This window comes from Brucella daejeonensis, assembly GCF_014199265.1.
Taxonomy (GTDB): Bacteria; Pseudomonadota; Alphaproteobacteria; order Rhizobiales; family Rhizobiaceae; genus Brucella; species Brucella daejeonensis.
Window position 1 is genome coordinate 62,893 of the sequence record NZ_JACIJG010000011.1, and the last position, 19,413, is coordinate 82,305.

Below are 19,413 nucleotides of genomic sequence, written 5' to 3' on the forward strand. Positions count from 1 at the left end.
GAGATTAGATCGGGACCTCGCCGGATGAAACAATAATTCGGCGGTTGCGCGCAGGGCGCATTTTTCGCCTTTCACGCGCTTTTCTCAACCCGTTTCAATTTGGGAACGAAATTTTCTTGACCGAAGGGACCCTGTCATCGTTAGTTGAAAGACAGTTGATAACGAGACCCGCAAAGGGCCGGTCAACGGGAACTCTTTTAAAAATGGGAAAGTGCGTATGCGTTTTGTCTCTTCTGCCCTGGCAGGTTTAATGGTGTTCTTCGGAGCGGCGACAATACCGGCCAAGGCCGCGCAGTGGAGTGAAGCAGGCGGGCTGACGAGTATTCCATACGGGCACAAGAACTATTGCGGCCGCAATCCGCGCGATTGCGGGGCGCATCGCGTATTGCCGCCGATGAAGCTCACGCCAAAGCGCATGAAGCTGCTGCAATCGGTCAGCAGTTCCGTCAATCGCCGCGTCAGGCCGGTTTCCGATCGGGATAATTACGACAAGCGCGATTATTGGGCCATCCCCGCCAATGGCAGGGGTGACTGCGAGGATTATGTGCTGATGAAGCGCGCGCGGCTGATGGCGCGGGGCATCGGCCCGTCACAGCTTCTCATCACGATGGTTCAGGGCAGCGAGCCGCACGTCGTCCTGACGGTGCGCACCGACCATGGCGACTATATTCTCGACAATCTGCGCGACGAAGTGCTGCCGGTCGGGAAGACGCCCTATCGCTATATCAAGATGCAATCGCCAGCCAATTCCGGCCAATGGGTCTCCATCGCCGGACGCTCGGTCGCTGTCGCGAATAACTGAACAAAGCGCCGTCGGTTTCCGCACACCGGTCGGGCAGGCTGCGAACCGTGATCAAGCCGCATTCGATGCGGCTTTTTCTTTTGGAACAGTCTCTCGATACGACCGCCCCATTTCGCAACGCTGCTGTTTCTGGGCTGCTGTTTCCGGGAAAACGGCGTCATTGTTCACTCACATTGGACAATATATTCGTACAGAGTGTTCGCGCATCTTGAACAAAAACCGCTTTGTAACAGTTGCGTGAAGCCTGGTATATCAGATAACTAATTGTAATTATTCATATTATTCCGTTCATTTTTTGAAGTCGCAAGAAATTGGCCGCACGAATGTGTGATTGGGCAAACATTTTCGTGACTGGAAATCCTGCACATTGTCGCCCATCTGAGGTGCATCGGAACGACGAGCAAAACGCCGCTCCACATTCCAAGGAGATAGGAAAATGAAAAAGATTGTTCTTGCTGCCGCTGCCTTCGCCCTTAGCGCCGGTGCTGCCTTTGCCGAGAATCCGCATGTCGGTGAGCCTGCCGATCTTTATGCAAACGACCGCACCCCGGTTGCTTCCCAGAAGATCGACTACACCGCTCCTGCCTCGATCAGCAAGGAAACGGTCTATCAGGATGGTTCGGCTCATCGCTTCGGTGATGCATCGCCTTCTTCCTACCAGAAGTAAAAGTCCGGCCGGACTTCCGACCTTTCCGGTCCCGATGGGCCGGGCATGAATGAAATATCCACATTGCACGTATTCCCGAAGGTGTCGGGGCATTTCCTCCCAGATGTGCCTGACACCGCAGGGAGAGCCACGAAGGCTCAGCTAGTGGTCTGATTCCGACATTTGCATCCCTCTGATACAGGCGCCGAGCAAATGTCGGAATCAGACCACTAGTAAGTTTATGTATCTAGTGGATTTTTCGAATTTGACGTTTGAAACGGCATCTCATTCAGTCGGGAATCAAACGTCAAATTCAATCCACTAGAGCGCATCCCGAAAAGTGTGAAACGGTTTTCGGAAAAGATGCGCGATAAAACAAAAAGTTAGAGCGCCGATCTGATTCAACAGAAAAGAAACGCGCTCTAAAAGTCTCCTGCGGTTTGAAGGTCTGAAGACCTCGCCGGCACGATGCCGAAGCCGATGCCGAAGTCAGGGGACGCATGGAAAGGAACAAGAAGATGAAGACGCTCGCTCTCGCCGCTCTTGCCGTCGCTCTCAGCGCCGGTGCTGCCTTTGCCGAAAATCCGTTCGTCGGCGAACCTGAAGCCCTGGCTGCCCAGGACAGGGCCTTCACTTTGCCGGGTGAGACTCCGGTCGTTTCGACCCGCGACAATGTCGACTACACGGCCCCGGCCTCCATTCGCCAGTCCGCGCCGGTCTATCAGGACGGCTCGGCAAATCGCTTCGGCGACGCTTCCCCGTCCAGCTACCAGAACTAATTCGTTCCGATAGCTGGAATCCCCAGGACATCCCATGCGTTTCTCCCCCTCACGTGTGGGATGTCCGGGAGGAACTATCCGAGAGGCCGGCAAGGCCGGATATCGAGAATCTCCCCGGAGGATGGCGTCAGAGCTTCCCCGGATCGCCCGGACAGAGGCGAAGCGCCATCCGAAGGGGCGGCACATTATACCAGAACTCAAGGAAAAGGGCGGAGCCGGTGGCTTCGCCCTTTTCCGTTTCCAGAATTGCGATGAAGATCAGTCGCGCAGCAGATCGTTGATGGATGTCTTCGACCGGGTCTTTTCATCGACGCGCTTGACGATGACGGCGCAATAAAGGCTCGGGCCCCAGTTTTCGCCGGGAACGTTCTTGCCGGGCATGGTGCCCGCGACGACGACCGAATAGGGCGGTACTTCGCCATAGAAGACTTCGCCAGTGGCGCGATCCACGATCTTGGTCGATTTGCCGATGAAGACGCCCATGCCGAGCACGGAGCCTTCGCGCACGATGCAGCCTTCCACGACTTCCGAGCGCGCGCCGATGAAGCAATTGTCCTCGATGATGGTCGGGCCTGCCTGCATGGGTTCCAGCACGCCCCCGATGCCGACGCCGCCGGAAAGGTGGACGTTCTTGCCGATCTGCGCGCAGGAGCCGACGGTCGCCCAGGTATCGACCATCGCGCCTTCATCGACATAGGCGCCCAGATTGACGAAGGACGGCATGAGGATGGCGTTCGGCGCGATATAGGCCGAGTGGCGTACGACGCAGTTCGGCACGGCGCGGAAGCCCGCCTTTTCGAATTCATTGGCCGTCCAGCCGTCGAACTTCGAGGGGACCTTGTCCCACCATGAGGACTGGCCGGGGCCGCCCTTGATGACTTCCATCGGGTTGAGGCGGAAAGAGAGCAGAACCGCTTTCTTCAGCCATTGGTTGACATGCCAGTTGCCGTCCGCCTGTTTTTCTGCGACACGGGCTTCGCCGCGATCGAGCAGAATGAGCGACTGTTCGACGGCTTCGCGCACTTCGCCGCGCGTTGCCGTGCTGATGCCGTCGCGCTCGTCGAAAGCCTTGTCTATTGTCTTCTCGAGGGAGGCGAGGTCTGGCTTGGTCATAGGGTGCGATCTCCATGGATGGGCGGGCGGATGGCGGGCGCGGCCCGCTGTCGGGAAATTGATTAAGCGAAGGCGCCATATGGGTCAATCTCGTTCGTGATCCGATTTCGGTGCCACGTTTGAGACAGATTAAGCATTTAGCGCCAGAATGGATGTCGAATTCGTTGCATGGCAGGAATGAAGGAGCAGGTGAGAAGAATGAACCCGATGGAGAAGTCCGGCTGGACGCCGTTCCCGAATTCAGAGGAAGCTATCAAGCAGGCGCGGACCGTACCGCAGACGCCCCAGACCGAGGCTCCGGCCTATCGCCTTGCATTTACCGATGACGATTTCATGACCCGGCGCGACCTGCGCCCGGTGCGTCTGCAACTTGAGCTTCTGAAGCCGGAAATGATTCTGGCCGACCGGGGCATCAAGTCCACCGTCGTCATGTTCGGCGGCGCGCGTATTCCCGAACCGGGCGGCGAGGCATGGGCGGCCAAGAACGAGGTCCAGAAGAAGAACCTTCAGGCCAATTCGCATTATTACGAGGAAGCGCGCAAATTCGCGCGGCTATGCTCGGAATATTCCGCCACGTCCTATTATCGCGAATTCATCGTGGTGACGGGCGGTGGACCCGGTGTCATGGAAGCAGGCAATCGCGGTGCCGCCGATGTCGGCGCGCCGACCATCGGCCTCAATATCGTGCTGCCGCACGAACAGGCGCCCAATGCCTATGTCACGCCGGATCTTTGCTTCAATTTCCATTATTTCGCGATCCGCAAGATGCATTTTCTGATGCGGGCCAAGGCGGTCTGCGTGTTCCCCGGCGGTTTCGGCACGATGGACGAGCTTTTCGAGGCGATGACGCTGATCCAGACCAATCGCATGGAGCGTATGCCGCTGATCCTGTTCGGCAGGGAGTTCTGGACCAAGGCGATCAATATCGAATTTCTGGCCGAGCAGGGCACGATTTCGCCGGCCGATATCGAACTGCTGAACTTCGTGGAAACCGCCGACGAAGCCTGGGGGCTCATCAAGGGTTTCTACAAGCTCTGACTGTTTTGGGCGGACCGGCGACGCGGCAGCTTGTCGATCCGCCTTTCAAGGCCGGTAAAGTGTCTACCGGGCCGCACGGATCTGTTCCAGAAACCCGGTCAGGTTGTCCGTCACATAATCCACCTGATCGGTGAATTCGGGGTCGCTTTCCCATATTTCCGAGAAGGTCGGCTCGAAATTGTTCGGCACGACCAGCACCGTCTTCATGCCGAGGGTCTTGGGCACGACCAGATTGCGCGCCAGGTCCTCGAACATGACCGCCTTTTGCGCATCGACGCCGAAGGCGCCGAGGAAACGGTCATAGGTGGCCCGTTCCGGCTTGGGCGTCAGGCCCGCCGCCACGATGTCGAAAATATCGTCGAAATCGTCGAGAATGCCGAGTTGGCGCGCTGCGCGTTCGGCATGGCCGCGATCGCCGTTCGTGAAGATGAAGCGGCGCCCCGGCAGCGCCTTGATCGCCTGTCCGAGCGCCGGATCGGGCTTCAGCCACGAATAATCGATGTCATGGACCTTTTGCAGAAAATCGTCCGGGTCGATCTGGTGGCATTCCATCAGGCCTTTAAGCGTCGTGCCATATTCCAGATAGAACTGTTTCTGAATCCGGCGTGCTTCCTCGCGCGGTAGTTTCAGGAGATTCTCGACATAGCTCGTCATGCGCACGTCGATCTGCGAGAACAGATCGGCGGCGTGCGGATAGAGCGTGTTATCGAGGTCGAACACCCAGTCGGTGACGTGAGCGAACGCGGCTCTATCCGGAATATCGGTCATGGTCGATCCCTTGCGGCACGACAAGCGTACTTCGTTTCGTTACGGCACGATAAGCGTACTTTGTCTTGTTACGGCACGATAAGCGTGCCGGCCCCATGTTCGGTGAAAAGCTCCAGCAGGACCGAATGCGGCGTCTTGCCGTTGAGAATCACGACGCCTTCCACGCCCCGGCGGATTGCGTCGATGCAGGTTTCGACCTTGGGGATCATGCCGCCGGAAATCGTGCCATCCCTGATGAGCGCCTGCGCGTCGGCGACGGAGAGTTCCTTGATGAGGTTCTTGTCCTTGTCGAGCACGCCCGGAACGTCGGTGAGGAACAGGAGGCGCGTTGCGGCCAGCGCGCCCGCAATGGCGCCCGCAAAAGTATCGGCATTGATGTTGTAGGTGTGGCCGTCGCGGCCCGGTGCGACCGGCGCGATGACCGGGATCATCTCGGAGCGGGCGAGCAGGTCGAGCAGGGTGCGATCCACTTCCGCCGGTTCGCCGACGAAGCCGAGGTCCAGCACTTTCTCGATATTGGAGTCAGGATCGATGACGGTCTTGTGCGCCTTCTGCGCGAAGACCATGTTACCGTCCTTGCCGCAAAGCCCGATGGCCCATTCGCCTTCGGCGTTGATGAGGGCGACGATTTCCTTGTTGATGGAACCGGCCAGAACCATTTCCACCACTTCGACTGTCTTTTCGTCGGTGACGCGCAAGCCGCCCTCGAAGCGCGATTCGATGCCGAGCTTGGTCAGCATGGCCTGAATCTGCGGGCCGCCGCCATGCACGACGATAGGATTGATACCGGACTGTTTCAGAAGCGCGATGTCGCGTGCGAATGCCTTGCCCAATTCGGGGTTGCCCATGGCGTGGCCGCCATATTTCACGACGACATGCTTGTTTTCGTAGCGCTGCATATAGGGCAGGGCCGCGGACAGGAGTTGCGCTTGCATTTCAGGATTTTCAAGTGTCGTCATCGCGGGCTCCATGGCTGGCGACAGGGCAAAAAGAGCTGGGCTTTTTTAGGCAAGATGGCGAGCGGTGTAAAACGGTTTTCTATTTACGGGGGCGTGATTTGCCGAATTCCAGGGCTGGCAGCGGAGTGCGAGGCAATTGCGTCGGTTGAAACCGGAGCCATTGTTTGGACTTTTTTCGACGCAATCCTCAGTTTTTAATCGGATACAGATTGATGAGAAGATTGCGTTCAATATTGAATTTTATGTCGTGGGTTTCAGCCATTTTGCCCATTATCGGCATGATGGGGCTCTATGTTGGAGATCGCTATTTCACGACGATGGGCGCGGATGGCGCTATTCACGAACCGTGGATGATATTGGGGCCGTCTGTCTGGGTGCTTTTGGGGGGCATTACGGGAACGGTCATCACCAAGATTGCGATATCGGTAATCGACCGCATGGACCGTCGTGGCGCTCGCGAAGGCGTATAACCTTCGCGATTCCATCGATAAACGCGATGCTTGCTCCGGTCAGTATTCCTTGAGAAGCAGCGCGATGGCCGCGCGCAGATCGTCGAGGCCGACGCCCTTTTCCGAAGAAGTGGCGATGATGCCGGGAAAACAGGCGGCGCGCTTGTAGGTGAGCTTGTGCGTCTCTTCCAAGAGGCGCGGCACGCCCGCGGGCTTGATCTTGTCGATCTTGGTCAGCACGATCTGATAGGACACGGCGGCCTTGTCGAGAAGGTCGAGCACTTCGGCGTCGTTCTTCTTGATGCCGTGGCGCGCATCGATCAGCACATAGACGCGCTTCAGCGTGGTGCGACCGCGCAAGTAATCGAAGACGAGGCGGGTCCATGCATCGACCTGCGCTTTCGGGGCCTCGGCAAAGCCATAGCCCGGCATGTCGACGAGCGCCAGCGGCGGCAGGTCGCCTTTTTCGCCCGAATAGCCGTCCGGCACGAAATAGTTCAGTTCCTGCGTGCGGCCCGGCGTGTTGGAGGTGCGCGCAAGACCCTTCTTGTTGACCAGGGAATTGATCAGCGACGATTTGCCGACATTGGAGCGCCCGGCAAAGGCGATTTCCACCGGGCCTTCCGGTGGCAGGAATTTCATCGACGGTACGCCGCGAATGAATATCCACGATTTCTTGAAGAGCAGGCGTCCTTCCTCGGCCAGCGCCGCCTGGGCTTCCCGGACCGCATCCGCCGCCGACTGAGCGGCCCTGATCGCCGCCTGCTTCTTATCCTGCTCGCTCAATGTTCTTATCCTGGCCGCATCATTCTTAGAATGACACGCATCAATGGTATAGGCCACATTGTCAATGCCAGCGATAAGGGTTTTTATTTTTGAGGGCAGTTCGCCATCAGGTATCTATGAGCTTGGATCATCGGTTTGCTCTTAACCATTCCAACGCCGTTATTGTGTCACTGCTAATGTCTAACTTCTGGCGAAATCTGCCTGTTGTAACAGTGCGATATAATGCATCTAGATTTTTGATTTCCTTGTTATAGTACCTATCTTTATACTCATGAAGTCTAAATGTTGTGTGATAGCCTTTTCTGTCGTGATATATAGATATATGAGCCCTGCTGTCTCCAATTAATATTCTGTTATATCTAAGATAATTAACAGAATAATGCCATTTGTTCTCGGAGCGAAAGCTTTTGCTTTCAAGAATTCCGCTGATTTCTTCAAATAATGGGTTTGCCATATGTGATCCTCTATCAATATAGAGATTATATACACCACAAAAACAAAAAAAAAGCCCCACATTTGTGGGGCTTTTTCCTTCCTTATTTCTTCGCCTCTTTCGGCTTTCGCCTGAAGAGGCCCCTGAGATTGTCCCAAAGCTCGATCTTCACGCCCTGGCGCTTCATGATGATGCCCTGCTGGGTGATGGAGAGCAGGTTGTTCCATGCCCAGTAGATCACCAGACCGGCAGGGAAGGAAGCCAGCATGAAGGTGAAGATCACCGGCATCCAGGTGAAGATCGCGGCCTGCGTCGGATCGGGCGGCGTCGGGTTCATGCGCATTTGCAGGAACATGGTGATGCCCATCAGGAGCGGCCAGACGCCGATCATCAGGAAGGCCGGCACGCCGAAGGGCAGGAGGCCGAACAGGTTGAAGATCGAGGTCGGATCGGGTGCCGCAAGGTCCTGAATCCAGCCGAAGAACGGCGCGTGGCGCATTTCGATGGTGACGTAGAGCACCTTGTAGAGCGCGAAGAACACCGGAATCTGCACCAGCACCGGCCAGCAGCCTGCCAGCGGGTTGATCTTCTCGTCCTTGTAAAGCTGCATCATGGCCTGCTGCTGCTTCATCTTGTCATCCGCATATTTCTCGCGGATTTCCGTCAGCTTCGGCTGCACCAGCTTCATGCGCGCCATCGACTTGTACGACTTGTTGGCAAGCGGGAAGAACAGGCCCTTGAGCAGAACGGTGACGACCAGAATGGCGACGCCGAAATTGCCGGAGAACTTGTAGATCCAGTCGATGAGGTAGAACATCGGCTTGGTGATGAAGTAGAACCAGCCCCAGTCGATCAGCAGTTCGAACTGCTTGATGCCGAGCTTTTCCTCGTAGTTCTTGATGTTGGTAACGACTTTCGCACCGGCGAAGATGTGGTTCTTCAGCGTCTGCGACTGGCCGGGTGCAATGGTCATCGGCGCGCCGAGAAAATCGGACTGGTAGCGCGGACGGTCATTGGTGAAGTGCGAGAAGCGCGCGGTGAACTTTTCGTCCTGTGGCGGAACCAGCGTTGCCGCCCAGTATTTGTCGGTGATGCCGACCCAGCCGCCAGCGACGTCCTTGAACGAAATGTCCTTGTCGTCCTCGATCTTGGAATATTTGATTTCCTGCAGGCCGTCCTGACCCATGACGCCGATCAGGCCTTCATGCAGGACATAGGTGGCGCTTGCGTGTTCGGGCTGGTTGAAGCGGGTCACGCGGCCATAGGAGGCAAGCGAGATCGCAGCGCCGGTATTGTTGGCGATGGTGTCGTCAACCGAGAACATATAGGCGTCGTCAACCGAGATGACGCGCTTGAAGGTGATGTTCTTCTCGTTGGTATAGGTCAGCGTGACGGGCGTCGCCGGCGTCAGCTTGTTGTTGCCTTCCACGGTCCAGACCGTGTTCGGACCCGGCACGGGACCGGTCGTGTCGTTGCCGGTGAAGCCCAGTTCGACGAAATAGCCCTGCTTCAGCGCCGACGGCGCGAGCAGTTCGATTTCCGGCGAGCTGTCGTCCACCGTCTCGTGATATTTCTTCAGATAAAGGTCGTCGAGACGCGCGCCGGTCAGGTTGATCGAGCCGCGCAGGGAAGGCGTGTCGATATCGATGCGCTGCGTCTGGGCGACGGCTGCCTCGCGGGTGAGTGTGCCGCCAGCGGCCGCGACATCGCCATGGCCGGGGATCGCGCCGGGCGTGGCGGGCGTTTGCGGCGTGTCGCCACCAGTCTGTCCAGTAGCCTGCCCCGTCTGGGCCTGCTGCTGCGCTGCCTGCTGCTCCTCAATGCGTGCCTGCTCCCGCTGGGCTTCCGTTTTCGGACCCAGATAAAACACTTGCCACAGCGTCAGCACGAGGATGGACAGGGCAATGGTGATGAAGAAATTGCGATTATTTTCCATTGACGGGTCCTGATTCCGGTCTTTCCGTTCGGCGTTTCCCATCGCCCCGCCGCTCACCCTGTTGCCCGGCCTTGACCTTGAGGCGGCGGGAGAGTTCTTCGGTCAGTCGCGAAAAGGGCGCGGTGAGAGCTTGCTCGCGCGCTACGATCACATAGTCGGTCGAAGGCGCCATGTCACGCCCCGCGTGACAACGAACCGCTTCTCTCAGTCTGCGGCGGATGCGGTTGCGTTTGACCGCATTGCCGTTTTTCTTGGTGACGGTGAAACCTGCACGGGGCTTTTCGCCGATTTTCGCCGTCGCCGATTCCTCTTCCGTCCGCTCGCGGACTTCAAGAAGAAACAGCGGCCCACGGCGCTTTTCACCGTTCCTCACAGCCAAAAACTCCGCTCTCTTGCGAAGGCGGAGTATTTGTTTCGGCTTTTTCATATCTTCATTCACCGCGCCAGCCAGAATCTCAATGGACCCACGTTGCGCGGGAAAAGATTAAGCGGAGAGCCGCTTACGGCCGCGCGAACGGCGAGCGGCGAGAACCTTGCGGCCGCCGGTGGTTGCCATGCGTGCACGGAAACCGTGGCGACGCTTACGGACGATCTTGGATGGCTGATAAGTGCGCTTCATTTATTTAATACCGCGGTGTGCGGCCCTTCTTGATTCTGTTTTTCTCTTGAACACGATCTGGTCCGAAAACCGGTTTTCGCTTTTCGGGATCATGCTCTATTGAACAGGAGCTGGTTCTTATCCCTCGCAGTGGACAGCACAACGCCATCCGCAGACCCGCAAGGGTGAACGTGACGCGCCTTATAGGGGGAGGGGGGCGAAGAGTCAATCCGCGCTACGCACGGCGAGGCATGAGCGCGGCGCGGCCTTCCACCGGAAATTTATCGTTTCCGTTTGGACGCATTGAGAGCAATGGCGGCCCTCACCAGCGCCTTGAAAGCCTCCGCGTCGATCTCTTCGCCTTCGCGCATGTCGATGGCGCGTCTGGTATTGCCTTCAAGGCTCGCATTGAACAGGCCGGCAGGGTCTTCCAGCGAAGCCCCTTTGGCAAAGGTCGCCTTGACCACGCTTTTGTATGTTTCGCCGGTGCATATGATGCCGTCATGCGACCAGACCGGAACGCCGCGCCATTTCCATTCCTCGATCACATGCGGATCGGCGTCCCTGATCAGCGCCCTGATGCGGGCAAGCGTCTGGCCGCGCCAGTCGCGCAGTTCCGCGATGCGTCCGTCGATCAGCGCGGAAGCCGTGTCTTCGCCTGCCGTTTCGGGTGAAGTTGAATTCGTCATTTTCGGTTTGTTCCTCCGGTTCACATTTTTTCGCCGGGCAGACGGCTTGCCTGTTTCATCCAGTCGGTGAACAGGGCCTCGTCGAACGGGCCTTCCTCGAATATATGCAGGTAGCGGGTGCGCGGACTGCGGGATTCCACCGGCGGCAGGGGATGCAGCGACTGTCCGTTGAAGAAGGCGAGCTTTATGTATTTCGCATAGCAGTGAATGCCGAGAAACCAGGTCGTGTCGTCCATGCCGTAGAGGGGCGAATTCCATTTCACCGCCTTGCGCACGTCTGGCACGGCTTTCGTCACCAGCGAATCGAGTCGTTCTCCGATCGCGCTTTTCCAGCCGGGCATGGCCGCGATATAGGCTTGAACCGGCTCTTCGCCGAAGCCCTTGGCAATCTGCGGATTGCCGCCGGAAAGCAATTTCGGTTGTCGGTCTGCCTTGCCGGAAGCCGGAGGTGTCATTGCCGTTTTCCCGTTCCGTGAACTCCCGGGAAAACTAGCATTGCCCGGTCTTCGAGGTCAATTTTTGCGAGCGGGCATTGCCAAAGCGGGCGGGGGCTTTAATAAGGATGCGCAACATTTCCACATGCGGACCGTTTCCGCAAAAAAGCAGCATTGAGAGGAGTTTACCATGAGCATCCGTCGCATCGGACCCGGTCCGCGCATGAGCCAGGCCGTCGTTCACGGCAACACCGTTTATCTCTCCGGGCAGGTGGGCAATCCGGGCGCCAGCGTCACCGAACAGACCAAGGCCGTGCTGGCCGAGGTGGAGCGCCTCCTCAAGGAAGTGGGTTCGGACAAGACCAGGATCCTTCAGGCGATCATCTGGCTCGCCGACATGAAGGATTTTGCCGAAATGAACGCCGTCTGGGACGCATGGGTCGATCCGGCGCACACGCCCGCCCGCGCGACCGGCGAAGCGGCGCTGGCAACGCCGGACTACAAGGTCGAGGTCATCGTCACCGCCGCGATCTGATCTTTCCGGTCCTTTCGAGCCCCGTCGAAGCAGTCGCCCCGGCGGGGTTTTTTAGAGCGCGTCCCGAAAAGTGTGAAACGGTTTTCGGACAAGACGCGCGTAAAAGCAAAGGCTGGAGCGTCGATCTGATTCAATCAGATCGACGCTCTATTCGCGGATACGTTCCGAATAGCCGTCGCGCCCGCCCGAAAGCGCCCTTGCATCTATGGATGCCTTTTCGCGCACCTTTTCCAGCGTGTCGCCGTTTTCCAGCCAGCCATGATCGTAGAGATAGCCCGGCAGGTAGCCTGACAGCAAAATGCGGTAGTCGAAGGGGAAGGTCGGGTCCAGCAGCCGCGCCATGCTGAAAATGATCGTGGTGCAGTTGGCCGTCAGCGTGTTGTAGAACTTGGGCCGTTCCGCCAGTTCGTTGCCGAGCTTCACATAGGACAGGAAAAGCTCGCGCGCGCCCGCGGGCGGAAGCTTCACGCGGTAGCGGTAGACGTTTTCCTTGCGGATATTGGTGCGCAGATAAACGATGTCGCGTTCCCTGGCGGCGATCATCGCCAGCTCATACTTGCGGAAGAAACCGGCAATCGACGAATAGACTTCATGGTGCTCGCGGCGGATTTTGCCGGAAAAGACCACATGGCGGCCATCCTCGAAGCCGAAGGACAGAAGCGTGTGGGCGATGGCCGGACCAGACCAGTAGGAAAGATAGACATCGACCGTGCTGATCTTGCTCAGATCGTAGCTTTCCTCTTTCCAGTCGGGCGTGAAATCCTCCGTCGTCCGCCAGACGAAATCGCGCACATTGGAAAGGGTCACGATGTCGCCGTCGATCTTGCCCGTTACCGTACGGGCGACGTCGGGCGCCCATATGCGGTTGAGGGACGGGCGCACGGTCGCCCATGCGAGCAGCATCAGGGCTGCCAGAATGCAGAAGAAAAGCCGCTTGCGCCAGCAGATATACTGTCTTTCTCCGAAGATGACGCCAAGCGTGATCAGCAACCAGACGGCGATGATCGACCCGCGGACAGCATCGCCGAAGGGCAACTGGAACCACATGGCGAGGCTCGCCCATATCGCAAAGACGAGAGCGAATAAAACGAAGAGGAATTTGGCTGCGATGCGGAGGAGAGCGGGTTTCACAAGAGAAGTCATATGCATTCCGTATTCGCCGGTTGCCGCTGCATGAATTATCCTACGTGCGGAAATCGCGGCGATACTGGCATGATTTGCATCGCCATGTCATCGCCTAACGGCCAGAATGCCGGAATTAACTCTCCAAACTGGTAAAAGAGGAAGGATGACGCCCGGCGCGCCGTTATTTCCTGACGGCCATCGCCGCCGCGCCGCGCGGGCGGGCGGCGGTCTTGCGGCTGCGCGTTTGGGCGCGCACCAGACGCCACAGGAGCAGGAGCGTGACGATCGCCCCATAGATGACAGGCTCGGCGGGCCAGCTTTTCACCGACATGATGAAATGGATAGCGCCGCCCGCAATCGCCACATAAACGAGCCTGTGCAGGCTGTTCCAGCGGCGTCCGAGCTTGCGGATCGACCAGTTGTTGGAGGTAAGCGCCAGCGGCAGGAGCATGAGGAGGCTGGCCATGCCGATGGTGATGAAGGGGCGTCGCAGGATATCGGCGACGATGGTCGCCATGTCGAGCCTCTGATCGAGCACCATATAGGTGGAGAAATGCATCAGCGCATAATAGAAGGCGAGAAGACCGAGCGCGCGCCGGTAGCGCAGAAGCGCGATGCCGGTCAGATCGCGGATCGGCGTGACCATGAGCGTCAGGATCAGAAAGCGCAGCGCCCACAGGCCGAGCGTATGTTCGAAGGTCTTGACCGGATCGGCCCCGAGGCTGCCCGTAAGGGCCAGATAGAAGGTCCAGACCGCGGGAACGAAACCGGCCGCATAGAGCAGCCAGATTTTCCATCCGCCCGGACGGGCGGTCTTCTTCCGGGTTGTCCTGTTGCCTGTCTGGATCGTCTGCGCGGTCATGTCAGTAATTCACCTTCAGGTCCATGCCTGCATAGAGCGAGGCGACTTCCTCGCCATAGCCGTTGAAGGGCAGGGTGGGGCGTCGCCCGGACCCCAGAAAACTGCCTTCGCCGATGCGCCGCTCGGTTGCCTGGCTCCAGCGCGGGTGATCGACCTCCGGGTTCACATTGGCATAGAAGCCATATTCGTTGGCGGCCTGCTGCTGCCACGAGGTCGGCGGCTGCTTTTCGACGAAGCTGATCTTCGTGATCGCCTTGATACCCTTGAAGCCGTATTTCCACGGAACGACGAGCCGGACTGGCGCGCCGTTGGCATTTTGCAGGGTTTCGCCGTAAAGGCCGACCGAAAGGATGGTCAGCGGATGCATGGCTTCATCGAGGCGCAGGCCCTCGACATAGGGCCAGTTGAGCACCTGAAACAGGCCGGTCTGGCCCGGCATTTCTTCCGGGCGCACGACGCCGGTGAACGCGATATATCTGGCCGATCCGAGCGGTTCCACCTGCGACAGCAGGCTTGCGAGCGGAAAGCCGATCCACGGAATGACCATCGACCAGGCCTCCACGCAGCGCATCCGGTAGATGCGTTCTTCGAGCGGCATCCTGGCAATCAGTTCCTGAATATCGAATTCCTTGGGCTGTTTCACCAGCCCGTCGACCGTCAGCTTCCAGGGCAGCGGCTTGTAATTGCCGGAATTGGCGGAGGGATCGCTCTTGTCGGTACCGAATTCGTAGAAATTGTTATAGGTCGTCACCGCGTCCTGCGGCGTCAGCTTTTCATCGACCTTATAGGCGGAAGCGGTTGCCTTGAGAGGGTCCGCAAAAGCCTGCGATGCAAAACCGGTCGCGGTCAGGGCCGCCGCGCCCGCCATGAAGTTTCGGCGGTTCAGATAGATATTTCGAGGCGTTACCGCATCATAAGTCAGTCGGGCGGATGAAAAACGGCCGGGTTTGAAACTGCTCATGGTCACTCCCACTTCCAAAACAATTGACCCTCAAGTTGCAGATACAGTCTCACGTAAAGGCGTCAAAAGCATGGATAATCCTGGATCGATCTCCTGTTCACGCATTGTTGAAGCAATCGGGCGATAGTCACCAAATTGTAACATGGTGTAATTTTTCGTGTCGAGTGCCACATTCCTGCTAAAACTCTTCTGTTAGAAGACGCTTCTATTCAAACCGGCGGGGGGTGGGGACGCACCCGGGAAGAGCCGCTTTCAAACCTTTGTTAACGTCTCATTGGCTATGTTGAGATCATGGTAAAGAAGATGTTTATTGCCGCCATGGCGACAATTCTTATCACGGCTGCGGCCGGCCCGGTTCTGGCCGAGGGGCAGCCTGCGGCGATGAAAGGCCGGGGCAAGGCCCTGAGCGGTATCGCCGCTTCGATGAAGGAGGAGCAGGGCGCTCCGAAACTTGGTGAAGGCGTGACAATGCGCGAGAAGAAGATCGACGCGGAACCGACCCCAGAACAGAATTTTTCGCGCAGCAGGCAGTTCATCCATCGCTTTTACAGGCCGGACAACGCTTCCGGCGAACTGGTGGTCCTGCTGCACGGTTCGGGCGGCAACGAAACCAGCCTCGTGCCGATGGCGGCCAGAATCTGGCCGCGTGCCACGCTGCTCGGCGTTCGCGGCCGCGTGATGCAGGATGGCGGCACGCGCTGGTACAAACGCATCACGCCGGTCAAGTTCGACCAGAAGGACGTGAAGCTTGAGGCCAACGCCTTCGTGACCTTCCTGACGCGGCTTGCCGATGAAAAGGATCTCGATCTCACCCACGCGACTTTCGTGGGCTATTCGAACGGCGCCAATCTTCTGGCGGCGACCATGATGCTGCACCCCGATCTGGTGAAGCGCGCGGTGCTGATGCGCTCGATGCCGGTTCTGGACAATGTCCCCGCCGCCAATCTGGGCAAGGCGCGCGTTCTCACGATCACGGGCGAGGACGACAAGCTCTATTCGCCTTTTGCGCCGGCGCTTTCAGCGCTCCTGCGCTCGGGCGGCGCCCGCGTCGATGCCCGCACCATCGATGCGGATCACATGCTGGGTGAAAAGGACATCGCCGCCATCAGCCAGTGGGTGGCGTCGCTTGGGCCGGATGCGGCTCCGGCGGTTGCAAGGCGAGGGGAATAGGGGAATAGGGGAATAGGGGAATAGGGGAATAGGGGAATAGGGGAATAGGGTGCGGGCAAGTGGTGGACAAGGCAAGTAAAATATTTGCCTTGATCGAGAATAAGTCATTCTACTCCCTTACTCCCTTACTCCCTTACTCCCTTACTCCCTTACTCCCTTATAGAAACCACTCCACAATCCCCGGCTTCCGAACCGAAAGCGAGACGGTGGCCTTCGGCGTCCCATCCCATGCTGGTGATTGCCCCCTTGCCGGGGCGGCGCAGCAGGACTTCCTTGCTGTCGGCGAAGCGCACGATCAGGATCATGCCGTCATTGTAGCCGATGGCGGCAATGTCCTCGACCGGGTGGCAGGCGACCGCCGTCACCATGCTGTCGCCGCGCAGGCCAAGCTCCAGCGGAGCCTTGCCCATCGGACCGTCCTTGCCCGCGAAAGGCCAGACGATTGCCGCCGGTGCGCCGGATGTGGCGAGCCATTTGGCCCTGGCGCTCCACGACCAGTCCTTCACCTTGGCCGGATAGCCGGTCATGCGCATGTGCTTGTTGTCTTCCAGACGCCAGCCGTGCAGGGCATTTTCCTGCATGGTGGTGACAAGGAAGCGCCCGTCGGGCGAGAATGTCACGCCGATATGCGCGCCCTTCCATTCCAGCTCGAGGGGCTTGGCCGCCGTGCCGGTCCAGATCAGGGTCGCGCCGTTATAGCGCGCAATGGCAAGGCGCTGGCCCTTTGGCGCGAAGGCGATGCCTTCGACGCTGCGCTCTTGCGTGAATTCTTGGGTTCTGCCGTCCGAAGTGCGCACCCAGACGGAACGGCCCGAGGCAAAGCCGACAGTGCCGCCGGGGCCGCTTGCCACAGCGGTCATCCATTTGCGCGGAACCTTCGCAAGCTCGTTCACCGCGCCGGCGGCATCGATGCGGCAGACGCGACCGTCTTCGCCGCCGGTGACGAGCGACTTGCCGTCCACGCTGACCGTGGCGCTCAGCAGCCCGTCATGGGCTGTCGAGGTCTGGTGGCCGTCATCGCCGAGCCGGTGGACGCTGCCATCGGCCATGGCGAAAAACGGGGTGCCGCCGATAAAGCGCGCATAAAGGCAATGACCGTCAAGGTCGAGCGGAGCAACAGTTGGCATCGTTTCCCGGTCTTATTTCGCTTGGCAATTTTCGAAATCGGCTTTCAGCGCAGCCGGATCGAGCTCGCGTCCGATGAAGACGAGGCGGCTTTCGCGCTTTTCGTCTTCCTTCCAGGCGCGCTGGTGATCGCCTTCGATGATCATGTGCACGCCCTGCACCACATAGCGGTCCGGGTCGTCCTTGAAGGCGATGATGCCCTTGAGGCGCAGGATGTTCGGTCCCTGCGTCTGGGTGATGTTCTGGATCCAGGGGAAGAATTTCGCCGGATCGATCTCGCCCGCGCGCAGCGAAACGGACTTCACCGTCACATCGTGGATCGGCGAGGCGTGGTCATGATCATGGTCGCAGTCGGGGCCGCAGACATGGTCATGATCGTGATGATGATGGTCGTGATCGTGCGCATGGTGGTGATGCCCGTGATCATGCCCATGCCCGTGATCATGATCATGGTGATCGCAATCCGGTCCGCAGACATGGTCCGGGTGATCGTGATCGAGGAAATGCGGATCGTTGTCCAGCACGCGCTTCAGGTCGAAGGCGCCGCGGTCGAGCACGCGGTCGAGCGGAAGAGAAGCGCGTTCGGTGCGGTGAATGACGGCATGGGGATTGATGGCGCGCACGGTCGCCTCGATTGCCGCCAGTTCCTGCGGCGTCACGAGGTCGGTCTTGTTGACCAGCACCACATCGGCAAAGGCGATCTGGTCTTCGGCCTCGCGGCTGTCCTTCAGGCGCAGCGGCAGGTGCTTGGCGTCCACAAGCGCGACGACCGCGTCGAGGCCGGTCTTGGCGCGCACGTCGTCATCCATGAAGAAGGTCTGCGCGACCGGAACCGGATCGGCAAGGCCGGTGGTTTCCACGACGATGGCGTCGAAACGGCCCGGACGGCGCATCAGCCCTTCCACCACGCGGATCAGGTCGCCGCGCACGGTGCAGCAGATGCAGCCATTGTTCATTTCGTAGATTTCTTCGTCCGACTCGACGATCAGGTCGTTGTCGATGCCGATCTCGCCGAATTCATTGACGATCACCGCATAACGCTTGCCGTGGTTTTCGGTCAGGATGCGGTTGAGAAGAGTGGTCTTTCCCGAGCCCAGATAGCCGGTCAGAACGGTAACGGGAATGCGGCCGGCTTCAGTGGTCGCTGCTGCTTCAGCCATGGTTCGTACCTCTTGAAATTGGAGCATGGTCCCGAATTATGCGCGCGGCATAATCGCGAGGCTTCAGATTGGACAACTCATATAAGGGAAGGCCGGAGCGAATGCCATATGCAATGCTATAATATTACATCACGTTCGCGCCATGACGCCGGAACTGAAGCGGGCAGGCTCGAAGCGGTCCACGTCGCGCAGCAATTCGATGAAGCCGGAAACGGCGTGCGCCAACAGCTTTTCGCCGGCCTCCGCCGTCGCGGCGGCGGCGTTTCCGGCAACGCCGTCCGGGTTGAGGTCGTGCATTTTCCAGCCGAAGGCGTGCGGCCCATAGGCGCGCAGGAAGCTGAATTCGTCGGCGAAGCGCGATTGCGCATTGGGGAAATTGCGCGCCTTCGCCATGTCTACCAGATCGGGGCGCAGCGCCAGCATCACCGAGGTTTCGATGAAGCCGCCATGGATGTCGAGCGCTTTTTCCTCCGGCGAGATCAGCCCGTCCGGCAGGCCGAAGCGGGTCCAGCTCGTGGCGACGGCGAGCATGTCGAGGCGGGTGCGCAGTTCCGTGGCGACGATGGTCATGAGCGGCGCGTTGCCGCCATGGGCGTTCAGCATGACCAGCTTGCGGATGCCGCCGGCGTGCAGGTTTTCACCGATGCCGATCCACTGGTTCACGGCCTCGGCGAAGGCGAGGCTCTGGGTTCCTTCCGTATCCATATGCTCGATGGAATAGCCGACCGGCTGGGCGGGCAGGAAGTTGACGTTCAACTCGGCAGGCAGCGCATCGCTGACGCGCGCGACAATGCCTTCGGCGATGATCGTATCCGTTTCGAACGGCAGGTGAGGCCCATGCTGCTCGTGAGCGCCAAGGGGCAGAACGACAATCATGTTGCTGTTCTGGTCGCGCAGATCGGTCATGTTTTCCTCACTTCGTTCATTTCATTGGATCCCGGGAGCGTAACGTCCATTAGCCATGACAGCAACAGGCGCTTGTTGTTTCATAAGTCGGACAATATTTTACGATATGTGATTGGGTGGGACTATCGATCAGGCGACA

At 58.7% G+C, this 19,413-nt stretch carries 22 protein-coding genes; 7 read left to right on the forward strand and 15 right to left on the reverse strand.

Translation table 11 applies throughout. From position 1 onward, the window contains the following. Window positions 1-250: 250 nt before the first annotated feature. From FHS76_RS14765 to FHS76_RS14775, 3 genes are all read left to right on the forward strand, one after another. Complete coding sequence (locus FHS76_RS14765; RefSeq protein ID WP_183654425.1) at window positions 251-802, forward strand: transglutaminase-like cysteine peptidase; 552 nt, start codon at window positions 251-253, stop codon at window positions 800-802. Window positions 803-1,238: 436 nt separating this feature from the next. Beyond that, entirely contained in the window at window positions 1,239-1,469 is a 231-nt protein-coding gene (locus FHS76_RS14770; RefSeq protein WP_183654150.1) for a hypothetical protein, read from the forward strand. A 497-nt stretch (window positions 1,470-1,966) separates the two neighbouring features. Next, window positions 1,967-2,227 (forward strand): hypothetical protein, encoded by a 261-nt coding sequence (locus FHS76_RS14775; protein ID WP_183654153.1) that lies wholly within the window; start codon window positions 1,967-1,969, stop codon window positions 2,225-2,227. Between the two features lie 258 nt (window positions 2,228-2,485). Here the strand turns inward: FHS76_RS14775 and dapD are convergent, their stop codons facing one another. Next, the gene (gene dapD, locus FHS76_RS14780) at window positions 2,486-3,340 is read right to left on the reverse strand and encodes a 2,3,4,5-tetrahydropyridine-2,6-dicarboxylate N-succinyltransferase (protein WP_183654156.1); all 855 of its coding nucleotides are present in this window, start codon (window positions 3,338-3,340) and stop codon (window positions 2,486-2,488) included. 198 nt (window positions 3,341-3,538) lie between these two features. Here dapD and FHS76_RS14785 point away from each other — a divergent pair, with 198 nt between their 5' ends. After that, window positions 3,539-4,378, forward strand: a complete 840-nt coding sequence (locus FHS76_RS14785; protein ID WP_183654159.1) for an LOG family protein — start codon at window positions 3,539-3,541, stop codon at window positions 4,376-4,378. 63 nt (window positions 4,379-4,441) lie between these two features. Here the strand turns inward: FHS76_RS14785 and FHS76_RS14790 are convergent, their stop codons facing one another. Together FHS76_RS14790 and argB are read right to left on the reverse strand one after the other, a co-directional pair. Next, window positions 4,442-5,146, reverse strand: a complete 705-nt coding sequence (locus FHS76_RS14790; RefSeq protein WP_183654162.1) for a pyrimidine 5'-nucleotidase — start codon at window positions 5,144-5,146, stop codon at window positions 4,442-4,444. Between the two features lie 68 nt (window positions 5,147-5,214). Then, window positions 5,215-6,105 (reverse strand): acetylglutamate kinase, encoded by an 891-nt coding sequence (argB, locus tag FHS76_RS14795; protein ID WP_183654165.1) that lies wholly within the window; start codon window positions 6,103-6,105, stop codon window positions 5,215-5,217. A gap of 212 nt (window positions 6,106-6,317) precedes the next feature. Here argB and FHS76_RS14800 point away from each other — a divergent pair, with 212 nt between their 5' ends. Next, window positions 6,318-6,575, forward strand: coding sequence for a hypothetical protein (locus FHS76_RS14800; RefSeq protein WP_183654168.1), 258 nt, complete (start codon window positions 6,318-6,320; stop codon window positions 6,573-6,575). 39 nt (window positions 6,576-6,614) lie between these two features. On the opposite strand, the gene yihA is transcribed toward FHS76_RS14800, so the two are convergent. The 6 genes from yihA to FHS76_RS14830 all read right to left on the reverse strand — a co-directional run bounded on the left by yihA (window position 6,615) and on the right by FHS76_RS14830 (window position 11,451). After that, window positions 6,615-7,259 carry a ribosome biogenesis GTP-binding protein YihA/YsxC gene (gene yihA, locus FHS76_RS14805; RefSeq protein ID WP_235992685.1) on the reverse strand — a complete coding sequence of 215 codons (645 nt, stop codon included), beginning with the start codon at window positions 7,257-7,259 and terminating at the stop codon, window positions 6,615-6,617. 617 nt (window positions 7,260-7,876) lie between these two features. Next, on the reverse strand, window positions 7,877-9,709 hold the full coding sequence (gene yidC, locus FHS76_RS14810) for a membrane protein insertase YidC (RefSeq protein WP_183654173.1): 1,833 nt from the start codon (window positions 9,707-9,709) through the stop codon (window positions 7,877-7,879). After that, the gene (rnpA, locus tag FHS76_RS14815) at window positions 9,699-10,136 is read right to left on the reverse strand and encodes a ribonuclease P protein component (protein WP_183654176.1); all 438 of its coding nucleotides are present in this window, start codon (window positions 10,134-10,136) and stop codon (window positions 9,699-9,701) included. Before rnpA ends, yidC begins: the two co-directional genes overlap by 11 nt. Before the next feature lie 57 nt (window positions 10,137-10,193). After that, the gene (gene rpmH, locus FHS76_RS14820; protein WP_006467565.1) at window positions 10,194-10,328 is read right to left on the reverse strand and encodes a 50S ribosomal protein L34; all 135 of its coding nucleotides are present in this window, start codon (window positions 10,326-10,328) and stop codon (window positions 10,194-10,196) included. A gap of 260 nt (window positions 10,329-10,588) precedes the next feature. Continuing rightward, window positions 10,589-10,996, reverse strand: a complete 408-nt coding sequence (locus tag FHS76_RS14825; RefSeq protein ID WP_183654179.1) for a DUF1801 domain-containing protein — start codon at window positions 10,994-10,996, stop codon at window positions 10,589-10,591. 20 nt (window positions 10,997-11,016) lie between these two features. Continuing rightward, window positions 11,017-11,451, reverse strand: coding sequence for a DUF1801 domain-containing protein (locus FHS76_RS14830; RefSeq protein ID WP_183654183.1), 435 nt, complete (start codon window positions 11,449-11,451; stop codon window positions 11,017-11,019). A gap of 169 nt (window positions 11,452-11,620) precedes the next feature. Between FHS76_RS14830 and FHS76_RS14835 the strand changes: the two genes are divergently transcribed. Further along, the gene (locus FHS76_RS14835) at window positions 11,621-11,965 is read left to right on the forward strand and encodes a RidA family protein (RefSeq protein WP_183654186.1); all 345 of its coding nucleotides are present in this window, start codon (window positions 11,621-11,623) and stop codon (window positions 11,963-11,965) included. Between the two features lie 147 nt (window positions 11,966-12,112). Here the strand turns inward: FHS76_RS14835 and FHS76_RS14840 are convergent, their stop codons facing one another. The 3 genes from FHS76_RS14840 to msrP form a co-directional block, all read right to left on the reverse strand. Further along, complete coding sequence (locus FHS76_RS14840; RefSeq protein ID WP_374828643.1) at window positions 12,113-13,114, reverse strand: Lnb N-terminal periplasmic domain-containing protein; 1,002 nt, start codon at window positions 13,112-13,114, stop codon at window positions 12,113-12,115. 157 nt (window positions 13,115-13,271) lie between these two features. After that, the gene (gene msrQ / locus FHS76_RS14845; protein WP_183654192.1) at window positions 13,272-13,952 is read right to left on the reverse strand and encodes a protein-methionine-sulfoxide reductase heme-binding subunit MsrQ; all 681 of its coding nucleotides are present in this window, start codon (window positions 13,950-13,952) and stop codon (window positions 13,272-13,274) included. Between the two features lies 1 nt (window position 13,953). Further along, window positions 13,954-14,913: a protein-methionine-sulfoxide reductase catalytic subunit MsrP gene (msrP, locus tag FHS76_RS14850; RefSeq protein WP_183654195.1), complete on the reverse strand. Its 960-nt coding sequence runs from the start codon at window positions 14,911-14,913 to the stop codon at window positions 13,954-13,956. A gap of 291 nt (window positions 14,914-15,204) precedes the next feature. On the opposite strand from msrP, the gene FHS76_RS14855 reads away from it, so the two are divergent. Beyond that, a complete protein-coding gene (locus FHS76_RS14855; protein ID WP_183654198.1) occupies window positions 15,205-16,083 on the forward strand; it encodes an alpha/beta hydrolase in 879 nt (292 codons plus the stop codon). A gap of 149 nt (window positions 16,084-16,232) precedes the next feature. On the opposite strand, the gene FHS76_RS14860 is transcribed toward FHS76_RS14855, so the two are convergent. The 3 genes from FHS76_RS14860 to FHS76_RS14870 form a co-directional block, all read right to left on the reverse strand. After that, window positions 16,233-17,210: a WD40 repeat domain-containing protein gene (locus FHS76_RS14860; RefSeq protein WP_183654201.1), complete on the reverse strand. Its 978-nt coding sequence runs from the start codon at window positions 17,208-17,210 to the stop codon at window positions 16,233-16,235. Window positions 17,211-17,222: 12 nt separating this feature from the next. Then, complete coding sequence (locus FHS76_RS14865; RefSeq protein ID WP_183654204.1) at window positions 17,223-18,368, reverse strand: CobW family GTP-binding protein; 1,146 nt, start codon at window positions 18,366-18,368, stop codon at window positions 17,223-17,225. A gap of 129 nt (window positions 18,369-18,497) precedes the next feature. Further along, a complete protein-coding gene (locus FHS76_RS14870; RefSeq protein WP_183654206.1) occupies window positions 18,498-19,274 on the reverse strand; it encodes a creatininase family protein in 777 nt (258 codons plus the stop codon). Window positions 19,275-19,413 lie beyond the last annotated feature (139 nt).

Bases quoted from the DNA above. Each gene is read 5' to 3' on its own strand.
- FHS76_RS14800 (WP_183654168.1), top strand. From the start codon at position 6,318: ATGAGAAGATTGCGTTCAATATTGAATTTTATGTCGTGGGTTTCAGCC.
- FHS76_RS14830 (WP_183654183.1), bottom strand. From the start codon at position 11,451: ATGACACCTCCGGCTTCCGGCAAGGCAGACCGACAACCGAAATTGCTT.
- msrQ (WP_183654192.1), bottom strand. From the start codon at position 13,952: ATGACCGCGCAGACGATCCAGACAGGCAACAGGACAACCCGGAAGAAG.
- rpmH (WP_006467565.1), bottom strand. From the start codon at position 10,328: ATGAAGCGCACTTATCAGCCATCCAAGATCGTCCGTAAGCGTCGCCAC.
- FHS76_RS14855 (WP_183654198.1), top strand. From the start codon at position 15,205: ATGGTAAAGAAGATGTTTATTGCCGCCATGGCGACAATTCTTATCACG.
- FHS76_RS14870 (WP_183654206.1), bottom strand. From the start codon at position 19,274: ATGACCGATCTGCGCGACCAGAACAGCAACATGATTGTCGTTCTGCCC.
- FHS76_RS14770 (WP_183654150.1), top strand. From the start codon at position 1,239: ATGAAAAAGATTGTTCTTGCTGCCGCTGCCTTCGCCCTTAGCGCCGGT.
- FHS76_RS14835 (WP_183654186.1), top strand. From the start codon at position 11,621: ATGAGCATCCGTCGCATCGGACCCGGTCCGCGCATGAGCCAGGCCGTC.
- FHS76_RS14865 (WP_183654204.1), bottom strand. From the start codon at position 18,368: ATGGCTGAAGCAGCAGCGACCACTGAAGCCGGCCGCATTCCCGTTACC.
- FHS76_RS14775 (WP_183654153.1), top strand. From the start codon at position 1,967: ATGAAGACGCTCGCTCTCGCCGCTCTTGCCGTCGCTCTCAGCGCCGGT.
- FHS76_RS14825 (WP_183654179.1), bottom strand. From the start codon at position 10,996: ATGACGAATTCAACTTCACCCGAAACGGCAGGCGAAGACACGGCTTCC.
- FHS76_RS14860 (WP_183654201.1), bottom strand. From the start codon at position 17,210: ATGCCAACTGTTGCTCCGCTCGACCTTGACGGTCATTGCCTTTATGCG.
- rnpA (WP_183654176.1), bottom strand. From the start codon at position 10,136: ATGAAAAAGCCGAAACAAATACTCCGCCTTCGCAAGAGAGCGGAGTTT.
- FHS76_RS14790 (WP_183654162.1), bottom strand. From the start codon at position 5,146: ATGACCGATATTCCGGATAGAGCCGCGTTCGCTCACGTCACCGACTGG.
- FHS76_RS14785 (WP_183654159.1), top strand. From the start codon at position 3,539: ATGAACCCGATGGAGAAGTCCGGCTGGACGCCGTTCCCGAATTCAGAG.
- FHS76_RS14840 (WP_374828643.1), bottom strand. From the start codon at position 13,114: ATGCATATGACTTCTCTTGTGAAACCCGCTCTCCTCCGCATCGCAGCC.
- msrP (WP_183654195.1), bottom strand. From the start codon at position 14,913: ATGAGCAGTTTCAAACCCGGCCGTTTTTCATCCGCCCGACTGACTTAT.
- FHS76_RS14765 (WP_183654425.1), top strand. From the start codon at position 251: ATGGTGTTCTTCGGAGCGGCGACAATACCGGCCAAGGCCGCGCAGTGG.
- dapD (WP_183654156.1), bottom strand. From the start codon at position 3,340: ATGACCAAGCCAGACCTCGCCTCCCTCGAGAAGACAATAGACAAGGCT.
- argB (WP_183654165.1), bottom strand. From the start codon at position 6,105: ATGACGACACTTGAAAATCCTGAAATGCAAGCGCAACTCCTGTCCGCG.
- yidC (WP_183654173.1), bottom strand. From the start codon at position 9,709: ATGGAAAATAATCGCAATTTCTTCATCACCATTGCCCTGTCCATCCTC.